This window comes from Glutamicibacter sp. V16R2B1, assembly GCF_005774635.1.
GTDB classification, from domain to species: Bacteria; Actinomycetota; Actinomycetes; order Actinomycetales; family Micrococcaceae; genus Glutamicibacter; species Glutamicibacter creatinolyticus.
Genome location: NZ_VATX01000007.1, coordinates 179,609 through 203,172 on the forward strand (window position 1 = coordinate 179,609; position 23,564 = coordinate 203,172).

22 protein-coding genes, 1 rRNA gene and 1 pseudogene are annotated in these 23,564 nt (G+C 65.3%); 10 read left to right on the top strand and 14 right to left on the bottom strand.

Annotation, left to right across the window (positions count from 1 at the left end):
* The first annotated feature begins 240 nt into the window (after nucleotides 1-240).
* Nucleotides 241-855, top strand: coding sequence for a hypothetical protein (locus tag FDN03_RS05045; protein ID WP_138174697.1), 615 nt, complete (start codon nucleotides 241-243; stop codon nucleotides 853-855).
* Nucleotides 856-860: 5 nt separating this feature from the next.
* Nucleotides 861-1,880 carry an inorganic phosphate transporter gene (locus tag FDN03_RS05050; RefSeq protein ID WP_138174699.1) on the top strand — a complete coding sequence of 340 codons (1,020 nt, stop codon included), beginning with the start codon at nucleotides 861-863 and terminating at the stop codon, nucleotides 1,878-1,880.
* A gap of 287 nt (nucleotides 1,881-2,167) precedes the next feature.
* Here the strand turns inward: FDN03_RS05050 and FDN03_RS05060 are convergent, their stop codons facing one another.
* Nucleotides 2,168-2,356 carry a hypothetical protein gene (locus FDN03_RS05060; RefSeq protein ID WP_138174701.1) on the bottom strand — a complete coding sequence of 63 codons (189 nt, stop codon included), beginning with the start codon at nucleotides 2,354-2,356 and terminating at the stop codon, nucleotides 2,168-2,170.
* 151 nt (nucleotides 2,357-2,507) lie between these two features.
* On the opposite strand from FDN03_RS05060, the gene FDN03_RS05065 reads away from it, so the two are divergent.
* The 3 genes and pseudogenes from FDN03_RS05065 to FDN03_RS16755 all read left to right on the top strand — a co-directional run bounded on the left by FDN03_RS05065 (nucleotide 2,508) and on the right by FDN03_RS16755 (nucleotide 3,727).
* Nucleotides 2,508-3,038 carry a TraG/TraD/VirD4 family protein gene (locus FDN03_RS05065; protein WP_249354292.1) on the top strand — a complete coding sequence of 177 codons (531 nt, stop codon included), beginning with the start codon at nucleotides 2,508-2,510 and terminating at the stop codon, nucleotides 3,036-3,038.
* A complete protein-coding gene (locus FDN03_RS16750) occupies nucleotides 3,035-3,274 on the top strand; it encodes a hypothetical protein (RefSeq protein WP_249354294.1) in 240 nt (79 codons plus the stop codon). Before FDN03_RS05065 ends, FDN03_RS16750 begins: the two co-directional genes overlap by 4 nt.
* A gap of 15 nt (nucleotides 3,275-3,289) precedes the next feature.
* Nucleotides 3,290-3,727 (top strand): annotated as a pseudogene (locus FDN03_RS16755) (DUF4913 domain-containing protein).
* 87 nt (nucleotides 3,728-3,814) lie between these two features.
* On the opposite strand, the gene FDN03_RS05075 reads toward FDN03_RS16755, so the two are convergent.
* The 5 genes from FDN03_RS05075 to pstS all read right to left on the bottom strand — a co-directional run bounded on the left by FDN03_RS05075 (nucleotide 3,815) and on the right by pstS (nucleotide 8,768).
* Nucleotides 3,815-4,336 carry a hypothetical protein gene (locus FDN03_RS05075; RefSeq protein ID WP_138174703.1) on the bottom strand — a complete coding sequence of 174 codons (522 nt, stop codon included), beginning with the start codon at nucleotides 4,334-4,336 and terminating at the stop codon, nucleotides 3,815-3,817.
* Between the two features lie 282 nt (nucleotides 4,337-4,618).
* Nucleotides 4,619-5,398, bottom strand: coding sequence for a phosphate ABC transporter ATP-binding protein PstB (gene pstB, locus FDN03_RS05080; RefSeq protein WP_138174705.1), 780 nt, complete (start codon nucleotides 5,396-5,398; stop codon nucleotides 4,619-4,621).
* 54 nt (nucleotides 5,399-5,452) lie between these two features.
* Nucleotides 5,453-6,607, bottom strand: coding sequence for a phosphate ABC transporter permease PstA (gene pstA, locus FDN03_RS05085; RefSeq protein ID WP_138174707.1), 1,155 nt, complete (start codon nucleotides 6,605-6,607; stop codon nucleotides 5,453-5,455).
* Nucleotides 6,607-7,539 carry a phosphate ABC transporter permease subunit PstC gene (pstC, locus tag FDN03_RS05090; RefSeq protein ID WP_138174709.1) on the bottom strand — a complete coding sequence of 311 codons (933 nt, stop codon included), beginning with the start codon at nucleotides 7,537-7,539 and terminating at the stop codon, nucleotides 6,607-6,609. Before pstC ends, pstA begins: the two co-directional genes overlap by 1 nt.
* Before the next feature lie 110 nt (nucleotides 7,540-7,649).
* Nucleotides 7,650-8,768, bottom strand: a complete 1,119-nt coding sequence (gene pstS / locus FDN03_RS05095; protein ID WP_249354296.1) for a phosphate ABC transporter substrate-binding protein PstS — start codon at nucleotides 8,766-8,768, stop codon at nucleotides 7,650-7,652.
* Nucleotides 8,769-9,001: 233 nt separating this feature from the next.
* On the opposite strand from pstS, the gene FDN03_RS05100 reads away from it, so the two are divergent.
* The 3 genes from FDN03_RS05100 to disA are packed head-to-tail and all read left to right on the top strand — an operon-like array spanning nucleotide 9,002 to nucleotide 12,678.
* On the top strand, nucleotides 9,002-10,135 hold the full coding sequence (locus FDN03_RS05100; RefSeq protein WP_138174713.1) for an FUSC family protein: 1,134 nt from the start codon (nucleotides 9,002-9,004) through the stop codon (nucleotides 10,133-10,135).
* Nucleotides 10,136-10,179: 44 nt separating this feature from the next.
* The gene (gene radA / locus FDN03_RS05105) at nucleotides 10,180-11,571 is read left to right on the top strand and encodes a DNA repair protein RadA (protein ID WP_138174715.1); all 1,392 of its coding nucleotides are present in this window, start codon (nucleotides 10,180-10,182) and stop codon (nucleotides 11,569-11,571) included.
* A gap of 33 nt (nucleotides 11,572-11,604) precedes the next feature.
* Nucleotides 11,605-12,678, top strand: a complete 1,074-nt coding sequence (disA, locus tag FDN03_RS05110) for a DNA integrity scanning diadenylate cyclase DisA (protein WP_054821708.1) — start codon at nucleotides 11,605-11,607, stop codon at nucleotides 12,676-12,678.
* A gap of 3 nt (nucleotides 12,679-12,681) precedes the next feature.
* Here the strand turns inward: disA and FDN03_RS05115 are convergent, their stop codons facing one another.
* Nucleotides 12,682-13,305, bottom strand: coding sequence for a hypothetical protein (locus FDN03_RS05115; RefSeq protein WP_138174717.1), 624 nt, complete (start codon nucleotides 13,303-13,305; stop codon nucleotides 12,682-12,684).
* 86 nt (nucleotides 13,306-13,391) lie between these two features.
* Between FDN03_RS05115 and FDN03_RS05120 the strand changes: the two genes are divergently transcribed.
* Nucleotides 13,392-14,300 carry an A/G-specific adenine glycosylase gene (locus tag FDN03_RS05120; protein ID WP_138174719.1) on the top strand — a complete coding sequence of 303 codons (909 nt, stop codon included), beginning with the start codon at nucleotides 13,392-13,394 and terminating at the stop codon, nucleotides 14,298-14,300.
* 18 nt (nucleotides 14,301-14,318) lie between these two features.
* Here the strand turns inward: FDN03_RS05120 and FDN03_RS05125 are convergent, their stop codons facing one another.
* Nucleotides 14,319-14,825, bottom strand: a complete 507-nt coding sequence (locus FDN03_RS05125; protein WP_138174721.1) for an amino-acid N-acetyltransferase — start codon at nucleotides 14,823-14,825, stop codon at nucleotides 14,319-14,321.
* Between the two features lie 212 nt (nucleotides 14,826-15,037).
* On the opposite strand from FDN03_RS05125, the gene FDN03_RS05130 reads away from it, so the two are divergent.
* Nucleotides 15,038-16,252 (top strand): MFS transporter, encoded by a 1,215-nt coding sequence (locus FDN03_RS05130; protein WP_138174723.1) that lies wholly within the window; start codon nucleotides 15,038-15,040, stop codon nucleotides 16,250-16,252.
* A gap of 99 nt (nucleotides 16,253-16,351) precedes the next feature.
* Here FDN03_RS05130 and FDN03_RS05135 read toward each other — a convergent pair whose 3' ends face one another.
* The 6 genes from FDN03_RS05135 to rrf all read right to left on the bottom strand — a co-directional run bounded on the left by FDN03_RS05135 (nucleotide 16,352) and on the right by rrf (nucleotide 23,553).
* Nucleotides 16,352-18,865, bottom strand: coding sequence for an ATP-dependent Clp protease ATP-binding subunit (locus tag FDN03_RS05135; protein ID WP_138174725.1), 2,514 nt, complete (start codon nucleotides 18,863-18,865; stop codon nucleotides 16,352-16,354).
* Nucleotides 18,866-19,048: 183 nt separating this feature from the next.
* Nucleotides 19,049-19,369 carry an Lsr2 family protein gene (locus FDN03_RS05140; protein ID WP_138174727.1) on the bottom strand — a complete coding sequence of 107 codons (321 nt, stop codon included), beginning with the start codon at nucleotides 19,367-19,369 and terminating at the stop codon, nucleotides 19,049-19,051.
* 116 nt (nucleotides 19,370-19,485) lie between these two features.
* Nucleotides 19,486-19,674 (bottom strand): hypothetical protein, encoded by a 189-nt coding sequence (locus tag FDN03_RS05145; RefSeq protein WP_138174729.1) that lies wholly within the window; start codon nucleotides 19,672-19,674, stop codon nucleotides 19,486-19,488.
* A 1-nt stretch (nucleotide 19,675) separates the two neighbouring features.
* The gene (gene lysS, locus FDN03_RS05150; RefSeq protein WP_138174731.1) at nucleotides 19,676-21,196 is read right to left on the bottom strand and encodes a lysine--tRNA ligase; all 1,521 of its coding nucleotides are present in this window, start codon (nucleotides 21,194-21,196) and stop codon (nucleotides 19,676-19,678) included.
* A gap of 117 nt (nucleotides 21,197-21,313) precedes the next feature.
* Nucleotides 21,314-23,278, bottom strand: coding sequence for a M13-type metalloendopeptidase (locus FDN03_RS05155; RefSeq protein ID WP_138174733.1), 1,965 nt, complete (start codon nucleotides 23,276-23,278; stop codon nucleotides 21,314-21,316).
* Between the two features lie 158 nt (nucleotides 23,279-23,436).
* A 5S ribosomal RNA gene (gene rrf / locus FDN03_RS05160) occupies nucleotides 23,437-23,553 on the bottom strand.
* Nucleotides 23,554-23,564: the final 11 nt, after the last annotated feature.

Below are 23,564 nucleotides of genomic sequence, written 5' to 3' on the forward strand. Positions count from 1 at the left end.
TGAGATCCAGCACGGAAGCTGAAATCGGTTGACATCTACCGGGGCAAGCGAGAAAACTGGACTCTGGTGTCGGGCCGCTGGTAACCCCGGGCTCCAACCATTAGCCGCTGCGAGCGGCCTTCCGCCGAGAGGCGTTCCCGGTCCGGCACCACCAATCACGGTTGTTAACCTTCCCGACGTACACTGTTCAACGTCAGTCCTCCCCCAATGAAGTACGACTTGAATGGTGCGCCGTAAATCGTGAAGTTCCAGCTCTTTCCCTCCGCCTCCCGCGGACTTGAATTGTTGCGAGACCTGGCCGCGCTGATTCACGGCGCGGTGGACACCCTGGCCGAAATGATCGGCAACGCCGAGGGCCGGGAGCAGACCCTGCGTTCCCTGGCCGAGGCCGAAACCAAGGCCTCCGACCTGCACCACGCGGTGCTCACCCACTTGCGCACCTCCTACCTGTCCACGCTGCCGCGCGAAGACATGTACACCTTCGCCCGGCTGCTGCACGAGACCATTGAGAAGCTGCGCGGCACCGGCGAGCTGATCGCGCTGGTGGGCTCCACCCCGCTCTCCGCCCGGGCCTCCGAGCAGTTGAACCTGATGGGGCAGCTGGGGGAAATGGCCACCGCCTCGCTGCGCCAGCTGCACCACCTGGATGACCTGGAGGACAACTGGCTGCAGATGCTGCACGTCTCCAAGCGCATGGCCCGCACCCATCTGGCCTGGAGCGTGGAGAACGCCTCCTACTCCAAGGCCTCGACCATGCACCGCCACCAGCTGGTGGCCGATCAGCTGCAGGACGCGTGCACCGTCATGCGCCAGTTCGCTGACCACCTGGGCCGCGTCCTGGTCAAGGAGTCCTAAGGGCAATGACCACCATCCTGTGCGCTGTGGCCGTGCTGTTGACCCTTGGCTACACCACCCTGAACGGTTTCCGTGACGCCTCCACGGCGGTGGCCGCAGCGGTGCGCACCCGGGCCCTGACCCCGGGCATCGCGGTCACCGTGGCGGCGATCTTCGCCTTCCTGGGCACCCTGGCCAGCTCCAGCTTCGGTTTTTTCCTGGTTAACCGCCTAGATGTCAGCCTGCCCGAGGGCAACGCTGGACTGATGATGCTGATCTGCGCGCTGCTGGCCGCCTCCGGCTGGGGGCTGTTCTGCTGGTGGCGGGGCATGCCGACCTCTTCAACGCACGCGCTGCTCTCCGGGATCGCCGGAGCCACGGGCGCGGCGGTGCTGCTGGGGGCCCTGCCCGGCGGCAGCGGCCTGGACATCCTGGCCAGCGGCGTACTGCTGCCGCTGGTGGTCACCCCAATTGTCGCCTACCTACTGGCCTATTTCCTGGTCCTGCCCGCCACCTGGCTGATCCGCCACGAAACGGCGCGCAATGTCAGCGCCCGTTCACGAGCCGGCCAAGCCCTGGGCGCCTGCGCGGTGGCCCTGGGGCTGGGGCTGCAGGACGGACAGCGTTCCGGGGCCATGCTGATGCTGGTATTCATTACCGCCCAGTCCATGGAGCCGGGAACCACCCCCTGGGCCCTGCAACTGACCGCGGCCGCCTTCCTGGCCTTCGGGGTGTTGCTGGGCGGCTGGCGGATCACCCATACCCTGGAGCACCGGCTGGTGAAGATCGACCCGCTGCGCGGCATGGTCGCCCAGGGGGTGGCCGCGGGGCTGCTGTATGTCGGCGCCCTGCTGCTGCACCTGCCGCTGTCCACCAACCAGTCGGTGACCAGCGCAATCGTCGGGGCGGGCGCCAACCAGCCGTTTGAGTCGGTGATCTGGCGAAACGTCGTGCGGGTCGTGGGCCACTGGCTGGCCACCCCGGTGGTGTGTGTCTTAGGCGGCGCCGTCCTGGCGCTGGCGGCCTATCCCCTGACCCAGCTGTAGTCCCAAAGCCAGTCCCGGGGCTCGGGGATGAACAATTCCTCGATGGCGCATTCGAAACAGCCCGCCAGCCGGAAGGCCGGCGGAAGGGACGGGGCATGCCGACCCTTCTGCGGTGAAATCAACGTCTACCGCCAGACGCCAGCGCCTGGGCGAGCGCCGACTGGGACAGCCCCAGGACCCTGCGGAATTCGGCCAAGCGGTTCCGCATCAGCCTTCGGCCCGTCTTGGCGAGCGGTAGTGGGCGGCGAAGTCGAGTATCACCAGCAGCACTGCCACCAGCACCAGGTTCAGCGGCGCGCGCCCCCGGGGAGAGTCGAAGATCCTCGCCCGGTTCCCACCACCAGCAGCAGGTCGGCAAACACGGCGCTGGCCGCCCGGCCGTACCAGTGGCTTTCGACCGAGGACGCGACATCTTCGATGGCTGCGGCCAGCGTCTTGCGTTCCACGCCTAGCGCCCAGCAAAGGGCAACGGTCATGTAAAGCATCATCAGCGACCCCAATACCGCGCCGAGCACTGGCCAATCCCCGCCGTTCCCCTCGACCGATTGTGCCCTGACGGTTGCAGTTGTGGAAGCCGTCGAGGAGCTGGCAGCTCGCTCCGCCGGGAGCCGGCTAAAGACTCCTCTGGTGGGAGTGCTCGACGAGGCCGCCAACGTCTGCCGGTGGCGCGATCTGCCGAACCTCTACAGCCACTATGGTTCCCGCGGAATCATCCTCATGACCACTCTGCAGAGCTGGTCCCAGGGCATCGAGGTATGGGGTAAATCAGGGATGAAGAAGCTGTGGAGCGCATCGAATATCCGCGTCTACGGCGGCGGTGGCACCACCCATGACGGCAGCTTCCTCAAAGACCTTGTCCGCATGATCGGTGACTATGACCGTCTGACTTCCTCCACCTCATACGGACGCGGACAGCGCACCGTGTCGCAGCAGCTTCACCGTGAGCGCATCTTGGACGTGGACGACCTGGCGGCCATGCCCAAGGGACGCGCTGTGGTGTTGTCCTCGGGCAACCGGCCCACGCTGATCCGCACGCAGCCATGGATGGCTGACCCGCACGCCGACGCCGTGCGGGCATCCATCCTGGCCCATGACCCCGAAGCCGAGAAGGAACTCTCGGTGATTGAATCCGCATTGAGCACGGAGGGCGCATCATGAGCGACTGGGGAGAGGACGAATACACCGAAAACGAGGGGCAGCCTTCCGCTGTCACGGATACATCCAGCTCGCCTGGGCGAGTGTTTGGGCTCGACATTGGCGGGCTTGCCGGTGAATACGTCGATGCGGAGGTCAAAGCCTCGGTCCGCAAGCAGGTCAATGACGTGGCCACGGCCGCGGTCGACGAAGCACTAACTGAGGAGTTGTTGGAATCCCTCAGGCAGCGAGCCGGCTAGGCGGCAGTGGCCGCCGTGACCGAACAGGTCGAGGCCAGCCAGGCGGCCGACGAAGGCCAGGACGACGACGGCGAGGAGGAACCGGAGGAAACCCTCTACTACGGTTCCGTCGATGAGTTTGTTCGTGAGTACCTGCGCAATGTCTATCGCCGGGCGATCAACGGCCGCGCACGGGTCTGGGCTGCCCGGTGGTGGGAATACGATGAGGCAGTGATCCGTCTGGAAGCGCTATGGCGCTCCTGAGAACACCTGCGCACGGACCCCAGCACCGGCATGAGCGTGTGGTGGCGCGATCACGCGGACCACCATATGGCGGTATTGATGGACCCGGACGGGCCGTTTTCCTCGGCAGCGGACGCCGACGAAAACAAGTCCAAAAAAGGGCAGCCATTGCCCTATGTCCCACCCCCGGCAGGATTGTTCACAGACCAACGACTTTCGGAACAACATTAAGCTAAAACAGCGACCGTACATCCACCCCATGAGTTGGATGCACGGTCGCTGTTCTGCGCCAAGAAATACGATCAGCAGTCTTGAGCTTTAGTTCAAAGAAAAAATCCACCCGATAGTATTGACAAATCTTTCGGCATTTAAGGAAGGATCAGCATAATACTCAGCTTGCAAGCTCATGACCATCTCTTCGTCTTCAAGCTGATCAATTCGAAGCATGCCGGTATTACCGCCACTCATGGCAAAATCACATAGTGAATCAGCTTTCAAGCAATCTACAACTAAGTCTGGGTCCCCCGTCGGGTCAATGTCCCTGATATTCGTTTGATAAATCGATAACACGAGCGAGACTGGCTGAACGGTTCCGTCTATCAGCAGCTCTAGAGAACCTTCTGTGGTGCGTACATTAGGGACTTCAAGATCCTCTTGTAGCCGACTAACCTCTCCATTAGGATGCTTCCAGTCAACAGCAAATGATCGAACCTCTTTTTGCTCGAACTGGAGGACTGGAGGAAGCTCAAGTGCATCCGGAGTCAACGAAAGAACATCCTGTTCCTGAGTTTGTTCAGGCTTCACAGCAACTGCACCACCGTTTTCCACTGAGCTAGCCATGTTAGAGCTACACCCAGTAAGCGTCGATAAAGATATGAGCGAGCAGCCGATCAGTACGCCAAGTTTAATTGTTGCAGTAGAAACGGGTTTCAATGTCACTTGAAGTCCGACCTGAGAAGTTCGTCGTTCCAAAAGTTACTCGATGATAGTGCGTCTTAAACAGCCGGTGGCCCACCCGCACGCGGGTGGGCCACCGGCCTGATCCCCTCCAGGATCCCCCGGAAGACCCCCTTCCGGACCGCCCGCCGCCAACGGCAGCGGACGAATTCTGTGCTTCCGCGCCTACCCGAAGCGGCCCGAGACGTAGTCCTCGGTGGCCTTCTGGGCAGGGTTGGAGAAAATGGTAGCGGTGTCGTTGTACTCGATGAGCTTGCCCGGCTTGCCGGTGCCGGCAATGTTGAAGAACGCGGTCTTGTCGCTCACCCGGGCCGCCTGCTGCATATTGTGGGTCACGATCACCACGGTGTAGTCGTTCTTCAGCTCATTGATCAGGTCCTCGATCGCCAGCGTGGAAATCGGGTCCAGGGCCGAACAGGGCTCATCCATCAGGATCACGTTCGGCTTGACCGCAATGGTGCGGGCAATGCACAAACGCTGCTGCTGGCCACCGGAAAGGCCGGAGCCGGGCTTGTCCAGGCGGTCCTTGACCTCGTTCCACAGGTTGGCCCCGCGCAGCGACTTCTCCACCAGCGCCTCGGCATCCGAGCGGGAGATCTTCTTGCCGTTCAGCTTCACCCCGGCCAGTACGTTGTCGCGGATGGACATGGTCGGGAACGGGTTCGGGCGCTGGAAGACCATCCCAATCTGGCTGCGCACGGTCACCGGGTCCACCCCGGCCTCATAGAGGTTGTCCCCGTCCAGCAGCACCTCACCCTCGACGCGGCCGCCGGGAATCACTTCGTGCATGCGGTTCAGGGTGCGCAGGAAGGTGGACTTGCCGCAGCCGGAGGGGCCGATGAAGGCGGTGACGGATTTGGCGGCGATGTTGATGTTTACATCCTGCACGGCCAGGAATTTGGAGTAGTAGACGTTCAGGTCTTTGACGTCGATGCGCTTTGACATGGTGGTTGGGTCCTTTGGAAAAACTGTGGGTGACAGGTCCGGAGCCGGTGCGGCTCAACGGCCCTTCTTGGGGGCGAAGATCGAGGCGACCAGGCGGGCGACGAGGTTCAGCGCCATCACCATCAGGATCAGCAGCAGGGCAGCGGCCCAGGCACGCTGGATTGACGGGTCGATGTTCGTCGGGCTGGTCGGGGTCAGGATCTGGTAGTAGATGAACGTGGGCAACGTGGACATCCAGTTGGCGAACACGTTCAGGTTGATGTTGCTGGCGATGCCGGCGGTGACCAGGATCGGGGCGGTCTCACCAATCACCCGGGCAATGGCCAGGGTGACGCCGGAGGCGATGCCGGAGATCGCGGTGGGGATGACCACCTTCAGGATGGTGCGCCAGCGGCGCACGCCCAACGCGTAGGAGGCCTCACGCAGCTCGTTCGGCACGATCTTGAGCATTTCCTCGGTGGAACGCACCACCGTGGGGATCATCAGCACGCTCAGCGCGACGGCCGCGACAATGCCCATGCGGGCGTTGGGACCCAGGATCACCCCGAAGAACGCGGCGGCGAACAGGCCGGCCACGATCGAGGGGATGCCGGTCATCACGTCAACGAAGAATGTGATCGCCCGGGACAGCAGCCCGCCCTTGGAGTATTCGACCAGGTAGACGGCGGTGAGCATGCCCACCGGCACCGAAATGATGGTCGCCCACAGGGTGATCAGCAAGGTGCCCATCAGCGCGTGGTACGCCCCGCCGACGACCGGTCCGCCCTCGGCGACGCTCTGGTTGTCCACCGCACCGGTGACCCCGTTCATTGAACTGGTCAAGAAGTGCAGGCTCATCCCCGGCAGGCCCTTTTCCAGCACGGTGTAGATCACCGAGGCCAGCGGGATCAGCGCCAGGATGAAGGCGCCGTAGATCAGGTACAGGGCCAGCGCGTTCTTCCCGCGCCGGGCCCCCTCGACAATGCCGGTGGCCGTGGTGGCCCCGATGACGAACAGCAGCGCCGCGTAGATCGCGAAGCTGGCCACCGAGAATCCGCCCAGGGTGGACAGGGCCGCACCCAGGATGACGGCGCCAGCCGCGGTCGCCGGCACGGCCCAGCGCGGCAGCTTGCCCTTGGCCAGCGCGTTGCGGGTGCGCGGAGCCAGCTCTGCGCGGGACTGGGCGGAGCCGGAGGTGGGCTTTGGCTGTGGGGTTTTGGTCAGGCTCATCAGTTCGCTCCCGAGAATTCCTTGTGGCGGGCGATGATGGCCCGGGCAATCATGTTGACCACCAGGGTGATCACGAACAGCACCAGGCCGGCGGCGATCAGCTCAGCCAGTCGCAGGCCGAACGCCTCCGGGAAGTTCAGCGCGATTTCCGCGGCGATGGTCTGGTTGCCGGACTGGATCAGCGACGGGATCAGCGCACCGGTGGACAGCACCAGGGCCACCGCCATCGTTTCGCCCAGGGCGCGGCCCAGGCCCAGCATCACCGCGGAGATGATGCCGGGGCGGGCGAAGGGCAGCACCGCGGTGGTGATCATTTCCCAGCGGGTGGCACCCAGCGCCAGGGCGGCCTCCTCATGCAGCTTCGGGGTCTGCAGGAAGATTTCACGGCACAGCGAGGTGATGATCGGCAGCACCATCACCGCCAGCACGATCCCGGCAGTGAGCATGGTCTTGCCGGTCTGGCTGGCCGGGCCGCCGAAGATCGGGATGAAGCCCAGGTTCTCTGCCAGCCACTGGTAGCCGGGCACCAGGGCCGGGGCCAGCACCAGGTAGCCCCAGGCGCCGTAGATCACCGAGGGGATCGCGGCCAGCAGGTCGATGACGTAGCCCAGCGGGCCGGCGATCGAACGCGGGGCGTAATGGGAGATGAACAAGGCCACCGCGATGCCGATCGGGGTGGCGATCAGCAGGGCGATCGCCGCGGCGATCACGGTGCCGATGATGATCGGGAAAATGTAGGCGAAGAAGCCCTCGCCGCCGGAGATCTCCGCCGGGTCGGCGGTGAAGGTGGGCAGGGCCTGGATGAAGAGGAAGACCGCGACCGCGAACAGGGTCAGCAGGATCAGCACGCCCGCGGACAGCGCCGCGGTGGAGAAAATCCTGTCCCCGGCGCGCCCGGCGGTCGAGCCGCTCTTCAGGGCATTGGTGGTCATGGGATAAGCCTTCTAGTGGGGTCGTATGCCGGCGGGTTTACCGGCGCGAAGGAGGGTTGGAGGGGTGTGGCGCGGGCCGGGCTGCGGCCCGCGCCGGGTGGTGCACGGGCCTATTCGGCCACGGTGATCGAATCGATGGCCGCACCGGCCTGCTCGGCGATGGCCGAGGAGAGCGGGGCGTTGCCGGCCGACTCCTGGGCGGCTTTCTGGCCTTCCTCGGAGACAACGTAGTTGCCAAAGGCCTTGACCAGGTCCACGGTCTGCTGGTCCTTGTAGCTGGAGCAGTACACGTGGTAGGAGACCAGCACGATCGGGTAGGTGCCGGCCTCGGTGGTGTCGCGGGCCAACTCCAGGGCCATGTCGTGCTCACCGCGGCCCTCGACCGGGGTGGCCGCCTCCAGGGCCTTGGCCGCGGCCTCGGCGGAGATTTCGGTGTACTGCTGGCCGACCTTCACGTTCACGGTGGACAGCTTGCCCACCGCGGAGAAGTCGGCGTAGGTGATCGCCCCGTCGGTGCTCGAGGTGGTGGAAACCACCCCGGAGGTGCCCTTGGCGTTCTCCGACTGGATGTCCTTGGGCCAGTCGCCGGAGACCTCGTAGTCCCACACGTCCCCGGCCGCGGCCTTCAGGTACTCCACGAAGTTCTCGGTGGTGCCCGATTCGTCGTTGCGGTGCACCACGGTGATCGCGGTGTCCGGCAGCTGCACGTCCGGGTTCTGGCTGGCGATGGCCTCATCGTTCCACTTGGTGATCTCCTTCTTGAAGATCTTGGCGATGGTCGGCGCATCCAGGTTGATGCTTTCCACGCCCTCCAGGTTGAAGGCGATCGCAATCGGGGAGACGTAGGTCGGCACGTCGAAGGCGCCCTCGGGGCCGCAGACCTTCTTCGAGTCGGCCAGCTCCTCTTCGCTCATGTAGGCATCGGATCCGGCGAACTGGGCGCCGCCGGCCAAGAACGCCTTGCGCCCGGCGCCGGAGCCATCCGGGGAGTACTGCACCTGCGCGCCGGAGTTCGCGGCGGCAAACGCGTTGGTCCAGGCGTCCATGGCCGAGCTCTGGCTGGAGGCGCCGGCGCCGGTCAGGGTGCCCGAAACGCTGGCGGCGGTGTCTTGGTCGCCCGAGGGGCTGCTCTGCGCGGCGCCGGTCGGGTTGTCTGAACCGCAGGCGGTCAGGGCCAGGGCGGCCACGGACAGCACAGCGGCCGCACTGGAGAGGCGTTTGAAGTTCACGAGTGTTTCCCCCATATTCAGGAATTGCGGTGTGGTGTGACCGCCATACAGGCTTTAGGTCTGCCTTGAGCGTAGGCAGTGCAGGTAACCAGCACCCCCGGCGAAGGTGAACGGAAGGTTAACACCGCCGCGCGCCGCTATGAACCGCCTCACATCCCGGCGTCCCGAGCCCCACCATCGACAGTGCGTCATGATGCCCCCATCGGCGCGGCAGGCGTGAAAGACTGGTTGTCATGGCCAGTGCACCGATCCTCAGGCGCGCCCGGCTCTTCGTGCGCCAGCGCAACCGGGTGGGGCTCACCCGTGCCTGGAACTCCCTGCCGCGCATTATCCGGATGACCATTGCGGCGATCGGCGCGTACTGGATCGCCGATTCCCTGCTGGGGCACACCCAGCCGATCTTCGCCGCCACCAGCGCGCTGGTGGCCTCCGGCTTCGGCACCGCCACCACCATGCGCAAGGTGCTGGAGGTGGCGGTGGGATGCACCCTGGGGGTGGCGATGGGCGACTTCCTGATGCACTGGTGGGGCCAGGGGCTGTGGCAGGCCGCCGCGGTGATGTCGCTGAGCCTGCTGGTGGCCCGCTACCTGAACTCCGGGCCGATCTTCTCCACCCAGCTGGGCATGCAGTCCGCGCTGGTGGTGCTGCTGCCGATCTCGGTGGATGGGCCCTTTGCCCGCTCCCTGGATGCGGTGGTGGGGGTCAGCCTGGCGATCCTGCTGATGATCCTGCTGCCCAGCGATTCGCGGCGCACCCCGATCGCGGCGCTGTCCGAGCTGCTGCGCGAGATGGCCGAGGTGCTGCTGGAATGCTCCTGGGCGGTGCGCGATGACGACCACCGTTCCGCGTTCCATGCCCTGGTCAAGGCGCGCGGCACCCAACGCCACGTGGACAAGCTGCCGGCCGCCTTCTCCGCCGCGCTGGAGGTGGCCACCTTCGCCCCCACCCAGCGCCGGCACCGCCAGGAAATCCGCCAGCTCTCCGAACGCAGTGACCACTTCGATTTGGCCGCCCGCAACCTGCGGGTGGTGGTGCGCCGCCTGGCGGCCGTGCTGAGCCAAAGCGCGCTGAGCGCCGAGGGGGCCGAGCAGATCACCGCACTGCTGCGCGAACTGTCCGAGGCGGTGGGCACGCTGGCGCATTCGGTGCGGGAACCCACCGTGGCCGGGCAGCACAAGTACGAGCGGCTGGCCCGCCACCAGCTGCAGGACTGCGCTGCGAAGCTGGACCCGCACCAGATGGGCATCGAGGGGTTGCAGGGCGAGGGCCTGGTGCTGCTGCTGCGCCCGATGGTGGTGGACCTGCTCAAGGCCGCCGGCGCGGACACCGAGGAGGCCACCTCCGCCCTGCCCCCGCTGCACCGCTAGGCGCCCATGCCCGAACTGTCCGGTCCCGTGGGTAGCATGAATCCATGAGCAAGACCGCGCGTACGAAGAATTCCGCCAAGTTCCGCTGCGCCGAATGCGGCTGGACCACCGCCAAATGGGTGGGGCGCTGCGCCGAATGCCAGGCCTGGGGCACCGTGGAGGAAGTCGGGGTCGTTGCCGTGCGCACCACCGCCGCCGCCCGGGTGGCCAACCCCGCCCAGCCGATCGCCGCCATCGACGCCTCCCAGGCCGCGTTCCGCACCAGCGGGGTCACCGAACTGGACCGGGTGCTGGGCGGCGGGCTGGTGCCTGCCGCGGCGATCCTGCTGGCCGGGGAACCCGGAGTGGGCAAGTCCACGCTGCTGCTGGATGTCGCCGCCAAGGCCGCCCGCAGCGGGCTGCGGGTGCTCTACCTGACCGGGGAGGAATCAGCCCCACAGGTGAAGTCCCGGGCCGAACGCATCGACGCGGTCGCCGATTCGCTCTACCTGGCCGCGGAAACCGACCTGGCCCTGGCGTTGGGACAGATTGCGGAGATTGACCCGCAGCTGCTGATCCTGGACTCGGTGCAGACCTTCTCCAGCGCGGATGTGGACGGGGCCTCGGGCGGGGTGTCCCAGGTGCGCGAGGTCGCGGCCAGCATCATCAACGCCGCGAAGACCCGGGCCATGACCACCATCATGGTGGGGCACGTGACCAAGGACGGCTCGGTCGCCGGGCCGCGGCTGCTGGAGCACCTGGTGGATGTGGTCTGCCAGTTTGACGGGGAGAAGCATTCGAGGCTGCGGCTGCTGCGCGCCCTGAAGAACCGCTACGGGCCGACCGATGAGGTCGGCTGCTTTGACCTGACCGAGGACGGGATCGAGTCCCTGTCGGATCCCTCGCGGCTGTTTGTCACCCGCACCAAGCACCCGGTGCCCGGCACCTGCATCACCGTCACCCTGGAGGGGCGCCGGCCCCTGGTGGCGGAGGTGCAGTCGCTGCTCTCGCGTTCCGCCGGCCCGGCCCCACGCCGGGCCACCAGCGGCCTGGACGCGGCCCGGGCCCAGATGGTGTTGGCGGTGCTGCAGGCCAGGGCGCGCATGGACCTGTCCGGGATGGACTCCTACATCGCCACCGTGGGCGGGGTGAAGCTCTCCGAACCGGCCACCGACCTGGCCTGCACCCTGGCGGTGGCCTCCTCGATGCACGACTTCGCGCTGCCGCAGGACTTCGTGGCGTTCGGGGAGGTCGGACTGGCCGGGGAGGTGCGCCAGGTCCCGGAGATTTCCCGGCGGGTGACCGAGGCGGCCCGGCTGGGCTTCTCCTTCGCCATGGTTCCGGCCACCCCGCAGCCGTTGAAGAACATCCCGGCCGGGATCAGGGTGTTCCAGGTCGAATCGATTGCCGAGGCGCTGGATCTGGCATTCAACCAACGCCAGAAGCAGGCAGGATAGGATTGATCCGTCCCGCCCGAAAGGAATCACCAGGTGCAACGAGAACCCTCCGGCGAACTGCTTGGCACCCTGGCGCGGATCGCGCCGGGCACCGAACTGGCCATGGGGATTGAGCGGATCCAGCGCGGGCGCACCGGGGCACTGATCGTGTTGGGCTACGACCAGGTGGTCGAATCGATCTGTTCGGGCGGCTTCCACATTGACATTGACTTCTCCCCCACCCGGCTGCGCGAGCTGGCGAAAATGGACGGGGCGATCATCTGCGACGAGTCCGGGGGACGGATCCTGCAGGCCGGGGTGCAGCTGATGCCCGATGCGGCGCTGCCCACCGCCGAATCCGGCACCCGGCACCGCACCGCGGAACGCGTGGCCCTGCAGACCGGCTTCCCGGTGGTGGCGGTGTCCTCCTCCATGCAGACCATCACCCTGTACGCCGGTTCCGAACGCCATGTGTTGGAAACCAGTGAACGCCTGCTGGTGCGCGGCAACCAGGCCATCGCCACCCTGGAGCGCTACCGGCACCGCCTGGACCAGGTCACCAGCGCCCTGACCGCCGCGGAGATCGAGGACGCGGCCACCGTGCGTGACGTGCTGGCGGTGCTGCAGCGCACCGAGATGGTGCGCCGCACCAGCCAGGACATCTCCCGCCAGGTCCTGGAGCTGGGTGCGGACGGGCGGCTGCTGGCCGCCCAGCATGCCGAGCTGCTGGCGGGGGTGAAGACCGACAACCAGATGGTGCTGCGGGACTACCCGGACCTGGCCGGCGGGGCGCAGCACCTCTCCGAGGCGCTGGCCCGCCTGGAGCAGGTGCCCGACGCGCTGCTGATTGAACTGGATGCACTGCTGCGGGTGCTGATCCCGCAGGCGCCGCTGAGCCTGGATGATGCGCTGACCCCGCGCGGCTACCGGATGCTCTCGCTGATCCGCAGCCTGCCGCGCGCCGTCGGCGAGCGCCTGGTGGAGAAGTTTGGTGACCTGCAGCTGCTGATGGCCGCGTCCACGGCCGAACTGATTCAAGTCGAGGGCATCGGGGAACAGCGGGCCCGCTCCATCCGCGAAGGGCTGGCCAGGATGGCCGAGTCCTCCCTGCTGGACCGCTACCTGTAGCGGCTACTTCAGTTCAAAGGACTTCGGTTCGGACTCCAGCTCCCCCAGCAGCGCGGTAAACCGGTAGGTGCCGGGCCGCGGCTGCACGTTTACGGCCTTGCACCCGGGGGCCGACCGTTCCTTCTGCCAGGTGAAGCGCGCGTTCTCCTGTTGTCCGGGCTTGAAGTCCAAGATGACGTCCTCCCCGTTCTGGGCGCAGTCGGCCGTGGAGAAGATGCGGTCCGAGCCGCTCATCACCCGGAACTCCTGTTGACTGGTGCCCACGTTGATCTTGCACTCGGATTCCGAGGCGTTCTTCACCTGCAGGATCAGCACCGGGTCCTGGTCCGCGGTGTAGGACGCGGCGTCGGTGGCGGCGCTGAGCTCAATATCCGATTCCGCGCACATGCCCTCCGGCGACTGGGAGGCAGTCTCACTCTCGGGCTCACTTTCGGGCTGCTGGCCCGGCTCCGGCTGCTGTAGCTGCTCGTTTGCGGCCGGCGGCTTCTCCTCGCCGCCCAGGGCCGAGACCACCGCAACCACACCCCAGACAAGCAGACCCACCAGCAGCAGTGCGATGACTGCCACGGTGATCCGCCGGCGCCGGTAGACGCTGGTCGGCAGCCTGCCCTGCGGTGCTTTACTCATAGCTCAAGGCTAGTTCATTGCGGTGCGCTTCCCGGTGATTTCGCGGTGATTCCCTGACCGGGGGTGCCAGGCCCTACAGTGGTGGGGTGCACGAAATCCACGAGCTGATCAACGACTGGTACCACGCCAATGCGCGCACCCTGCCCTGGCGGGAGCCCGGGGCCTCCGGGTGGGCGGTCATGGTCAGTGAGTTCATGCTCCAGCAGACCCCGGTGGTGCGGGTGCTGCCGGTGTGGGAGCAGTGGATGCAACGCTGGCCGCGCCCCCAGGACCTGGCCGCCGAACCGGTCTCCGAAGCGATTCGGGCGTGGGGGCGGCTGGGCTACCCGCGGCGGGCAATGCGCCTGCATGCCGCAGCGGTGGAGATCACCACCGAGCACAACGGGATGGTCCCGCGCACCGAGGAGCAGTTGCGCGCCCTGCCGGGAGTGGGCGACTACACCGCCGCCGCCATCGCCTGTTTCGCCTTCGATAAACCCACCGTCGTGGTGGACACCAACATCCGCCGGGTGCAGGCCCGGCTCTTCGGCGGCGCGGCGCTGCCCGAACCCAGCCCGCGGGCCAGCGAGTTCGCCCGCGCCCGCCAGGTTCAGCCCGAGGACCATGAAGCAGCCGTCACCTGGAACATCTCCGTCATGGAGCTGGGGGCACTGGTGTGCACCGCGCGCAGCCCCAAATGCTCCCAGTGCCCGGTGTTCGCCCATTGTGCCTGGGTGGCCGCCGGGCAGCCGGCCCCGCACTACACGCCCAAGGGGCAGGCCTGGCACGGGACCGACCGGCAAGTGCGCGGGGCAATCATGGCGGTGCTGCGGGCCGGCGAGCAGGCCGTGGATCCCGCCGTGTTCCTGGCCGACCTGGCGATGCAGCAAGACCCGGTGTTCACGCCGCTGCAGAAGCTTGATGCGCCGCTCCAGCAGCGCCAGCGGGCGCTGTCCGGGCTGCTGGCCGACGGCCTGGCGGCCAGCGGCGATGAAGGAATCGTGCTGCCCAGCTAGGCCGGACAGTCCGGGGCATCAGAACTGCAGAATCATGCGGGTGTTGCCCAGGGTGTTGGGTTTAACCCTTGCCAAGTCCAGGAACTCGGCCACGCCCTCATCGCGCGAGTGCAGAAGTTCGGCATACACCGCCGGGTCAACGGCGCTCTGGTCGGCCATGACGCTGAAGCCATGCCGCTCAAAGAACTCGACCTCGAAGGTCAGGCAAAAAATCCGGTGCACCCCCAGATCGCGGGCCCGGCGCAGCAACTCGTTGATCAGCCCGGTGCCCACTCCCTGCCCGCGCCAGGATTCGGCGGAGGCCAGGGTGCGCACTTCGGCGATGTCCTCCCAGATCACGTGCAGCCCCCCGCAGCCGATGACCTGCCCTGCCGCGTCCTCCGCGACCACGAACTCCTGGATGGATTCGTAGTAGGTCACCGCCTCCTTGTCCAGCAGGATGCGCTGCTCGGCCAGGGGCCGGACTAGATCGCGGATGGCGTGAACGTCGGTGGTGCGGGCGGGACGGACGGTAAAAGAACTCACCTTATTGATCCTATGCCCCGCACCGTGGGCAGCTGGCGAAGTTTACCCCTGTATTTCGGATCTGTTTGCCCACCTTCCTGCCCGCTGGGTGCGGCGGCCGGGCGGAAGGCGGCCTGTTGTAAGAATCCTGCCGCAAGCCGCTGGGCGAGGCAGCGCTGTGCCAGACTGGTGGGGTTCAACCCGATGGCGGGCGCAAAGGAGGATGGGGCCACATGCACACCGGCGCGCGACGTCCCGGACTGGGGTTGTTGGCGGTGCTGCTCAGCGCGGTGGGCATCGCCCCACTGCTGAACTACGGGCTCAGTGCCACCAGTGACCTGATCATTCGGGAGCTGGGCATCTCCGAGGCGCAGTTCGGACTGCTGGCCACCGTCTGCTTTGGCTTCGCCGCGGTCGGCAATGCCGTGTTCAGCAAGTTCAGCGACCGGCAGCCGGACCGCACCCTGATGCTGCTGATCTTCGGCGCCGCCGCGGTATCGATGGGGCTGGCGGCCCTGCCCGGCGGTTATCTGCTGCTGCTGGCCGCCGCGGCGCTGTCCGGGTTGGCGCAGTCGTTCCCCAACGGGGTCACCAACCGGGTGCTGGCCCAGCGGGTGCCCAGTGCCCGGCGCATCGCCTGGACCGGGGTGAAGCAGTCCGGGGTGCAGGTTAGCCAGTTGGTGGGCAGTGTCGGCTTCCCGCTGCTGGCCGCCTGGATTGGCTGGCATGGGGCCAGCCTGGTTGGCGCGGTCGCCGCTGGCGTGCTGGGCCTGGCGGCGGTGCGGGTGCTGGCCGCGGTGCCGCTGTTGGCGCACGACGCCCCGCCCCGGGCCGCCGAAGCGGTGCCGGTTCCCAGGACGGCGGGCGGCTCGACACGCTCAATGATCCTGGCGTTGACGGTGTTCGGCTTCATCAACGGGATGGGTGTACAGGCCACGAACGTGTACCTGCCGTTGTTTGCGGTCCGGGAACTGGATTTCTCCCTGGTGCTGGGTGGGCTGACGGCGGCGGCCGCCGGGGCCATCGGGGTCACCGCCCGGGTGGGCTGGGGCCGGATGATGTCGCGTGGGATCTCCGCGCCGCGGCTGCTGCTGCTTCTGGCGGTGCTGGCGCTGGCCGGCGCCGGCGCATTCCTGCTGGCCGAATCCTGGCACTGCCCCGCCCTGCTGTGGCTGGCGGTGGCCTTGCACGGTGCGTCCGCCCTGGGCGTTTCGGTGGTGCTGATGGCGGCCCTGCTGCGCGCGGTTCCGGCATCCCTGATGGGAAGCGCCAGCGGGATCGTCTCCGCCGGGCAGTTTGGCGGATTCACCATTGGCCCCCTGGTGATGGGGATGGTGATCTCCTCGGCCGGGGGTTTCACCCTGGGCTGGCTCATGGTGGCCGGGATCTACCTTTGCTGTACGGTGTTGGGGGTCTTGCTGGTGCTGCGGGCCCGCAGGCGCGGCTGAACACTCAGCGCGACCGTGGCGCCCGACGCCAAAGGGCGGCTCGACGGGTATGTCCGTCGAACCGCCCTTCGGTTCTGGTCGGGGTGCTGGCCCCGGGGGTCAGCCCTCGATGGCCGCCGGGGCCGGCTCGCCTTCCAGCTGGCCGTTGCCGCCTTCGGCGCGGAATGTGAACTTCTCGGCGCCGGGCTCCCCTTCGACATCCACGTGGATGTGCTGGCCGGCCAGGATCTGGCCGAACAGGATCCGCTCGGAAAGCTGGTCCTCGATCTCCCGCTGAATCGTGCGGCGCAGCGGACGGGCACCCATGGCCGGGTCGTAGCCGCGGGCCGCCAGCACGGTGCGGGCCGCCGGGGTCAGCTCGATGGTCATGTTGCGTTCTTCCAGGCGCTTGGCCAGGCGCTGCACGAACAGGTCCACGATCTGCTCGATCTCTTCCTGGCTCAGCTGCGGGAACACCACGATGTCATCGACACGGTTCAGGAACTCGGGACGGAAGTGCTGGCGCAGCTCCTCCTGGACCTTAGCCTGCATCCGCTCGTAGCCGGTGCGGGTGTCGGTCGAGGACTGGAAGCCGGTCATCACGCCCTTGGAGATGTCCCGGGTGCCCAGGTTCGTGGTCATGATGATAATGGTGTTCTTGAAGTCCACCACCCGGCCCTGGGAGTCGGTCAGGCGACCGTCTTCCAGGATCTGCAGCAGTGAGTTGAACAGGTCCGCGTGGGCCTTTTCCACTTCGTCGAACAGCACCACGGAGAAGGGACGGCGACGCACCTTCTCGGTCAGCTGGCCGCCTTCCTCGTAGCCCACGTAGCCTGGAGGGGCGCCGAAGAGCCGGGAGACGGTGTGCTTCTCCGAGTACTCGGACATGTCCAGGGTGATCAGCGCATCTTCCTCGCCGAAGAGGAACTCCGCCAACGCCTTGGCCAGCTCGGTCTTGCCCACACCGGTGGGGCCGGCGAAGATGAACGAGCCGCCGGGGCGGTTCGGGTCCTTCAGTCCGGCACGGGTGCGGCGGATCGCCTGGGAGATCGCCTTGATCGCCGAATCCTGGCCGATGACCCGCTTGTGCAGCTCGTCTTCCATGTTCAGCAGGCGGGTGGACTCTTCCTCGGTCAGCTTCACGACCGGGATGCCGGTCGAGTTGGCCAGCACCTCGGCGATCAGCTCCTCGGTGACCTCCGAGATTTCGTCCATGTCGCCATTGCGCCAGGACTTTTCCTTCTCGTTGCGGGCCTCGATGAGCTTGGATTCCTTGTCGCGCAGCGACGCGGCGCCTTCGAAGTCCTGGGCGTCAATCGCCGCTTCCTTCTCCAGGCGCACGGTGGCGATTTCCTCGTCCATTTCCTTCAGCGCCGGAGGAGCGGTCATGCGCTGGATGCGCAGTCGCGCCCCGGCCTCGTCGATCAGGTCAACGGCCTTGTCCGGCAGGAAGCGGTCCGAGATGTAGCGGTGGGCCAGCTGGGAGGCGGCCTGCAGGGCGCCGTCGGTGATCGAGACGCGGTGGTGCGCCTCATAGCGGTCACGCAGCCCACGCAGGATCTGCGTGGTCAGCTCCACCGTCGGTTCCTTGACCTGGATCGGCTGGAAGCGGCGCTCCAGCGCGGCGTCCTTCTCAATGTTCTTGCGGTACTCATCCAGGGTCGTGGCGCCGATGGTCTGCAGCTCACCGCGGGCCAGCATCGGCTTGAGGATGCTGGCGGCGTCGATGGCGCCCTCGGCGGCACCGGCACCGACCAGGGTGTGGATCTCATCGATGAACAGGATGATGTCCCCGCGGGTGCGGATTTCCTTCAGCACCTTCTTCAGGCGCTCTTCGAAGTCACCGCGGTAACGGGAGCCGGCCACCAGGGATCCCAGGTCCAGGGTGTACAGCTGCTTGTCCTTGATGGTCTCGGGCACGTCGCCGCGCACGATCGCCTGGGCCAGGCCCTCGACGACCGCGGTCTTGCCGACGCCCGGCTCACCGATCAGCACCGGGTTGTTCTTGGTGCGCCGGGAAAGGACCTGCATGACGCGTTCCATCTCATGCTCGCGACCGATCACCGGGTCGAGCTTGCCCTCGCGGGCTGCGGCGGTCAGGTTGCGGCCGAACTGGTCCAGTACGGCCGAGCCAGCCGGGGCGCCCTCGCTCTGGCCGCCGGAGCTGACGCCCGCCGCGGCGGTGTCCTTCCCGCCCTGGTAACCAGACAGCAGCTGGATGACCTGCTGGCGCACGCGTCCCAGGTCTGCACCGAGCTTGACCAGCACCTGTGCGGCCACGCCCTCGCCTTCACGAATCAGGCCCAGCAGGATGTGCTCGGTGCCAATGTAGTTGTGGCCCAGCTGCAGCGCTTCGCGCAGCGAGAGCTCCAAAACCTTCTTGGCGCGCGGAGTGAACGGGATATGTCCAGATGGGGCCTGCTGCCCCTTGCCAATAATCTCCTGCACCTGTTCACGCACGGCGCCCAGGGAGATGTTCAGGGACTCGAGCGCTTTGGCTGCAACTCCGTCACCTTCGTGGATGAGCCCGAGCAGCAGATGCTCGGTGCCGATGTAGTTGTGGTTGAGCATGCGCGCCTCTTCTTGGGCGAGCACGACAACGCGACGGGCACGGTCGGTAAATCTCTCAAACATTGCGGCACACTCCTTGCTTACCAATAGTTCGATGCTACGCACCATGAGGCCGGGAATCTGCCTTGTTCGCCACAGGGATAACCGCGTGAGGTTGCCCCGGCGCCCGAGAAGGTGCGCCAACGACAATGACCGGGATGAAATCATCCCGGTCATTTTGCGTCGTGGCTTGGGGTGTTCGAAGCCTTAGCGCGAGCGGCTGCGTCCACCCTTGCGCTGCGCCGCGTAGTAGGCCTCCACCACATCCGCATTCAGTCGTCCGCGGGCGTTGACCTTCATGTTGTTCTCCTTGGCCCAGGCGCGGATGGCCGGCGCCTCGCTGGTGGAGTTCTGTTTGGAGGAACGCCCTGCCTGGATGTAAGGCTCCATGGCGGCACGGAATTTCTCCGCATTTTCATCATTCAGGTCAATTTCGTAATGCTGCCCGCCGAAGCTGAAGGAAAATGATTCCGTGGCTTCTCCCCCATCGATATCGTCGATCAATGCAATTTGTACTTGGCGTGCCATGTTATTAGCCTCCGGGTTGGTACATCTTTGGTCGCTGAAATAATCTTCAGACCTTAACCTGTATCCATCATAGACAATAACGGCGATGATTTACGCATTAATCTTACGATTAACACCTAATTATCAGGGTGACCTTTATTATCTCCTGATTTCAGATCTACACCTGTAGTTCCAAAATCATTATTCTGATCAACTTCCGCCTGAGCTTGACGCTCCGAACGGTCGGCATTCATAACAGCCTTGATAACGTACCAGAAAATCAGGGCGACAACGATTGTTGGAAGAATGGCTTCAACATAGGGCATATTATGCCTCCGGCTTTAGCAATGGGAACAGTATGGTTTCACGGATTCCCACGTCGGTGAACAGCATGACCAGGCGATCGATGCCCAGGCCGATGCCACCCATGGGCGGGGCTCCGTACTCCAGGGCCCGCAGGAAGTCCTCGTCCAGCTGCATGGCCTCCGGGTCTCCACCGGCGGCCATCAACGACTGCTCGGTCAGCCGCTCACGCTGGATGACCGGGTCGATCAGCTCGGAGAACGCGGTACCGCGTTCCATGCCCCCGATGATCAGGTCCCAAGCCTCGATGACACCGGGCTTGGAACGGTGCGGCCGCGCCAGCGGCTGGGCCAGCGGCGGGTAGTCGTAGACGAAGGTCGGGTCCATCAGGTTCGGTTCGACGATCTCCCCGAAGAGCTCGATGACCAGCTTCTGGGCATCCCAGGCCGGGTCGATCTTCACCTCGTGCTTGTCGGCGATCTCGCGCAGCGTCTCGGCCGGGGTTTCCGGGGTAATCTCCATGCCGACGGCCTCGGACAGACCTGGGTAGACCCCGAGCCAGCGCCATTCGCCGTCCAGGTTGATGGTTCCCTTCGGAGTTTCCAGCACGCGTCCGGCGCCGATGGCGTCCGCGGCGTTGAGGATGATCTCCTTAATCCGCTCGGCCATCACGAACTGGTCGGCGTAGGCCTCATAGCATTCGAGCATGGTGAACTCCGGGGAGTGCGTGGAGTCCACGCCCTCATTGCGGAAGATGCGGCCGAGTTCGAAGACTCGATCCACTCCGCCGACCACGGTGCGCTTCAGGTAGAGTTCCAGGGCGATGCGCAGAGTCATTTCCTGGTCGAAGGCGTTCAGGTGGGTATGGAACGGCCGGGCCGAGGCCCCGCCGTGCACCAACTGGAGCATCGGGGTCTCGATCTCGACGTAGTCGCGCTCCTCCAGGGTGCGGCGCACGGCACGGATGATGGCTGCCCGCTTGTAGATCATTTCCCGGGCCTCGTTGCGCACGATCAGATCGGCGTAGCGCTGACGGACGCGCGTCTCCTCGTTCAGGTCGGCGTGCAGCACCGGCAGGGGACGCAGGGCCTTGGAGGCCATCTGGAACTCATCGGCCATGATCGACAGTTCGCCGCGGCGTGAGGAGATCACCTCTCCCTTGACGAAGACATGGTCACCCAGGTCCACCAGGGCCTTCCAGTCGGCCAGACGCTCCTCGCCGACCTTCGCCAGCGAGATCATCACCTGCAGCCGGGTTCCGGCGCCCTCCGGTCCGCCCTCCTGCAGGGTGGCGAAGCACAGCTTGCCGGTGTTGCGCATGAAGACGATGCGACCGGCGACCCCCACGTTCACTCCTGTGGCCTGATCCGGCTCGAGATCAGGGAACTGTTCGCGAACCTCGGCCAGGCTGTGGGTGCGCGGCACGCCTACGGGGTAGGCCTCTTCACCACGGGACAGCAGTTCGGCGCGCTTGCTCAGGCGCACCTGCCGCTGGTCGTTGGTGTTCTGGCTGTCTGCTGCAGGGGAATTATCTTGGGAAGTCACAGTACATCATTCTACGTGTGAAAATTCTCGTTGTGGCCGCTTCATGACTGGACTCTCACCTGAGGTTGGCCACAACAGCCAAAAGGCGGGCGCACGTCGCGCCCGCCTTTCTTCCGGCTACCAGATCTCGACGCGTTCGGCCGGATCCAGCCACATCCCGTCACCGGGCTGGGTGCCGAAGGCCTCGTGGAAAGCATCCAGGTTCTTTGGCACTTGGTTGCAGCGGAATTCGCCCGGCGCATGCGGGTCGGTGGTCACTCGAACAACTGCGGTTTCCGGGCGAATCAGCGTGCGCCAGCATTCGGCCCAGGCGTAGAAGAACCGCTGGTCCCCGCTGACCCCGTCAATCACCTGGTCCTGCTCGATGCCGCGGGCGGCCAGCTCAAGCTTGTAGGCCTTGTACGCGATGCCCAAGCCACCCAGGTCGCCGATGTTCTCCCCCAGGGTGAGCTTGCCGTTAACCTGATGGTCCGGGGCTTCGCTTGGGCTGAGGGCATCGTATTGGTCAACCAGTTTCGTGGTCAGCTTTTCAAAAGCTTCCCGGTCTTCCGCTGTCCACCAGTTCTTCAGCTGCCCGCTGCCGTCGTACTGCGAACCCTGATCATCAAAGCCGTGTCCGATCTCGTGGCCAATGACCGCGCCGATCGCCCCGAAGTTCGAGGCGAGGTCGCGATCGACGTCAAAGAAAGGCAGGCGAAGGATCGCGGCGGGGAAGGCGATTTCGTTCAACAGCGGATGGTAGTAGGCGTTCACGGTCTGCGGGTACATAAACCACAGCTCCCGATCCACCCCGTCATCAATCTTCTGCAGTTCACGCTTGAACTCGAACTCGTTGGCGGCCGCCAGGTTCGCGATCACGTCCTGCGGATCGGTGGTGATGCTCGAGTAGTCGATCCACTCGTTGGGGTAGCCGATCTTGGGACGGAACATGGACAACTTTTCGAGCGCCTTCTCGATGGTCTGCTCCCCCATCCACGGCAGGGTGGTGATCGAGTCCCGGTAGGCCTCGATCAGCCGTTCCACCAGGTGGTCCATGGCGTCCTTCGCCTCCGGCGGGAAGTGCTTGGCCACGTAGAGTTGGCCCAGGTCCTCACCGACGGCGCTTTCGGTGAAGCTGACCCCACGCTTCCAGCGCTCCTTCAGGGTTTCCACTCCGCCCAGCTTCGCGGCGTAGAACGCGAAGTTTTCATTGACGAAGGGGCTGGAAAGGTAGGGTGCGAAGGAGCGCAGCACCTGGACGGTGAGCCAGGCCTTCCAACGCTCGAGGGGTTCTTCCTCCAGCGTCTGACCCAGCGCTTCGAAGAAGCTGGGCTGCCACAGCACAACCTCGGAATAGTACTTCGGTTCAATTCCCGCGCCTTGGAGCCAGTAGCGCATCCCTGGGAAAGTCTGGAGCAGTTCTTCATCGCTCATCAGGTTGTACCGGGCTTTGGCATCGCGGACCTTGACGCGATCCCAATGGTGGGAGGCAATGACTTTCTCCAACGCCACGACGTCTTCGGCGGCCCTCGACGGATCCGCCACTTCACCGAGATCCAACAGGCGTGCCAGGTGCTCCTGGTAGTCGCTGACGGTCGAGGCGAACTGCTCTTCACGGTAGTAAGACTCATCCGGTAGGCCCAGTCCACCTTGCAGGAAGGTCAGCAGATTACGCTCGGGATTACCGGCGTCATTCATGGCGCCGGCCTGCAGGAAGCTGCTGATGCCCTTGCGGTAGAAGCCTCCGGATAGCTCAATGAGCTCTTCGGCAGTGGAAACCCGTTGGATATCCTCCAGATAGCCGCGAACCGGCTCGATCCCCTTGGCCTCGATGGCTTCCTCATTCATGAAGCTGCCATACAGGTGGGCGATGCGTACTTTATCCGGAGCCTGCTCGGTGCCGGAGTTCACGGCGGCGACGGCATCTTCGATGATCGCATGGACCGCAGCTTCCGCCTCGTCACGCAGTTCCATGAACGAGCCGTACAGGCCCTGGTCGCTGGGGATGCTCGCCGAGGCAAACCACTTGCCATTCGCGTTGCGGTATAGATCGTCCTGCGGCCGAATGGATTCGTCGCGGTATTTCAATGCCTTCGCGCTCAACTAAATGCTCCCCTGTCCAAACCTGACTGTTTCTACCTCTGTACTGTAGTCAGCTGAGCGCCGCTGGGGGCAAAAGATGCTGCCCCGTGCGCCCACGGCTTAAACGGGTGAGGCTCCAACCATCACTGGTTGGAGCCTCAAACCCTTCATCAAGTTAAGTCCGGCGGTGTCCTACTCTCCCACACCCTCACGAGTGCAGTACCATCGGCGCAGTGGGCCTTAGCTTCCGGGTTCGGTATGGGACCGGGCGTTTCCCCCACGCTATGACCGCCGTAACAGCAGTGAA

Bases quoted from the DNA above. Each gene is read 5' to 3' on its own strand.
- pstA (WP_138174707.1), bottom strand. From the start codon at position 6,607: ATGAGCCTGACCAAAACCCCACAGCCAAAGCCCACCTCCGGCTCCGCC.
- FDN03_RS05135 (WP_138174725.1), bottom strand. From the start codon at position 18,865: ATGTTTGAGAGATTTACCGACCGTGCCCGTCGCGTTGTCGTGCTCGCC.
- FDN03_RS05130 (WP_138174723.1), top strand. From the start codon at position 15,038: ATGCACACCGGCGCGCGACGTCCCGGACTGGGGTTGTTGGCGGTGCTG.
- FDN03_RS05100 (WP_138174713.1), top strand. From the start codon at position 9,002: ATGGCCAGTGCACCGATCCTCAGGCGCGCCCGGCTCTTCGTGCGCCAG.
- FDN03_RS05075 (WP_138174703.1), bottom strand. From the start codon at position 4,336: ATGGCTAGCTCAGTGGAAAACGGTGGTGCAGTTGCTGTGAAGCCTGAA.
- FDN03_RS16750 (WP_249354294.1), top strand. From the start codon at position 3,035: ATGAGCGACTGGGGAGAGGACGAATACACCGAAAACGAGGGGCAGCCT.
- FDN03_RS05140 (WP_138174727.1), bottom strand. From the start codon at position 19,369: ATGGCACGCCAAGTACAAATTGCATTGATCGACGATATCGATGGGGGA.
- FDN03_RS05145 (WP_138174729.1), bottom strand. From the start codon at position 19,674: ATGCCCTATGTTGAAGCCATTCTTCCAACAATCGTTGTCGCCCTGATT.
- pstB (WP_138174705.1), bottom strand. From the start codon at position 5,398: ATGTCAAAGCGCATCGACGTCAAAGACCTGAACGTCTACTACTCCAAA.
- FDN03_RS05115 (WP_138174717.1), bottom strand. From the start codon at position 13,305: ATGAGTAAAGCACCGCAGGGCAGGCTGCCGACCAGCGTCTACCGGCGC.
- FDN03_RS05050 (WP_138174699.1), top strand. From the start codon at position 861: ATGACCACCATCCTGTGCGCTGTGGCCGTGCTGTTGACCCTTGGCTAC.
- FDN03_RS05060 (WP_138174701.1), bottom strand. From the start codon at position 2,356: ATGACCGTTGCCCTTTGCTGGGCGCTAGGCGTGGAACGCAAGACGCTG.
- pstC (WP_138174709.1), bottom strand. From the start codon at position 7,539: ATGACCACCAATGCCCTGAAGAGCGGCTCGACCGCCGGGCGCGCCGGG.
- radA (WP_138174715.1), top strand. From the start codon at position 10,180: ATGAGCAAGACCGCGCGTACGAAGAATTCCGCCAAGTTCCGCTGCGCC.